Source organism: Sphingomonas sp. 66-10, assembly GCF_001897045.1.
GTDB lineage: Bacteria > Pseudomonadota > Alphaproteobacteria > Sphingomonadales > Sphingomonadaceae > Sphingomonas > Sphingomonas lycopersici.
In genome coordinates, this window is record NZ_MKRR01000068.1 from 1 (window position 1) to 1,355 (window position 1,355).

The window sequence follows — 1,355 nt, forward strand, 5'->3', positions numbered from 1 at the left end:
ATCGGTTTCCACGCCTCAAATGACCCTATGGTTGCTTACAAGCATATTTTTCAATGCTTCGGGCTCACACGCGGCCGCTATTTTCAAGCTCGGCCGCGAAGGCCTGGGTCGTCTCGACAAAGGCTCGCGTGGCTGCTGAGCGATACCCTGCCCTTCGCTGGAGGAGGGCGACGCGACGCGGGTCGAACGGCTGTTCGATTGGGCGCGTGACCAGCGCCGGTTGCTCGCGGACCACGACGTCAGGCAGGATGGTAACGAGGCGACTTTTCCGCACGATCTCTACGATGGTCATCATCGCGGACGCCTCAACGGCGATCCGCGGCCTCAGCCCGTGCCGAAGAAAATGAGCGTCGACGAGCTTCCGGGTCGCGAAGTCAGGCCCCAACAGCACCATGTCCATGCTCTGGAGTGTAGCGCGGTCGATGACAGTGAGATGTTCGGCAGGGTGCCCCTCGGCCATGGTAAGCGTCAACCGTTCGGCATGGAGGGGCTGCCACTCGACATCGTCCGAGCGGACGTCACTGAAGGCGATGCCGAGATCAACTGAGTCATCGCCCAGCGCTTTCTCAATATCCTCCTGTGCCATGTCGGCCAGGTGAAGGCGGATGCCCGGATACCGATCCAGGAAGCGCCGGACGAGTGGCGCCGTCAGATAGCCGCTGAAGCTGGGGGGTACGCCGATCCGCACCATCCCGCTCGACAGATCTTCGACATCTTGTGCCGCGCGACCAGCAGCCTCGACGGCATTGAGCGCGCGGCGCGCATGCGCGAGAAATGCCGTGCCTGCGTCGGTCGGCCGTACCTTCCGGCCGGTCCGATCCAGCAACTGCACGCCCAGCTGTTCTTCAAGCTGGCGGACCTGATGAGAAAGCGCCGGCTGCGAGACGTGAAGGACCTGGGCTGCCCGGGTGAAGCTGCCCTCCTCGACGATTGCCTTCAGATAGCGGAGATGACGAAGCTGCATCACTATAATGCCTGTTTATGGAGATCGTAAGAAGACGGTCTTGGACCTAATAGCTGAAAAGGACGACATCCGCCTCAACATCAATCGGAGCGTCGTCATGCAGGATCTAATCGCGGGTCTCCGCAAATTTCAGGAAGAAGCGTTTCCGGCCCGGGCGGAGCTCTTCCGCAGCCTCGCGCATCAGCAGGCGCCGGGAACCCTGTTCATCACGTGCTCCGACAGCCGGGTCGTGCCCGAACTCCTCACCCAGCGCGAGCCAGGAGAGATGTTCGTAATCCGCAATGCTGGCAATATCGTGCCTTCATTCGGACCGGGGCCTGGTGGCGTCACCGCGACCGTCGAATATGCAGTGGCGGTTCTTGGGGTGAAAGACATCGTGATCTGCGGTCAT

Annotated in this window: 2 protein-coding genes; one reads left to right on the plus strand and one right to left on the minus strand. The window is 61.4% G+C overall.

Annotated features, from left to right (window positions below; genetic code table 11):
- Positions 1-64: 64 nt before the first annotated feature.
- Entirely contained in the window at positions 65-964 is a 900-nt protein-coding gene (cynR, locus tag BGN95_RS06520; RefSeq protein ID WP_286772010.1) for a transcriptional regulator CynR, read from the minus strand.
- 40 nt (positions 965-1,004) lie between these two features.
- On the opposite strand from cynR, the gene BGN95_RS06525 reads away from it, so the two are divergent.
- On the plus strand, positions 1,005-1,355 hold a 351-nt coding region (locus BGN95_RS06525; protein ID WP_286772011.1), incomplete at its 3' end, for a carbonic anhydrase.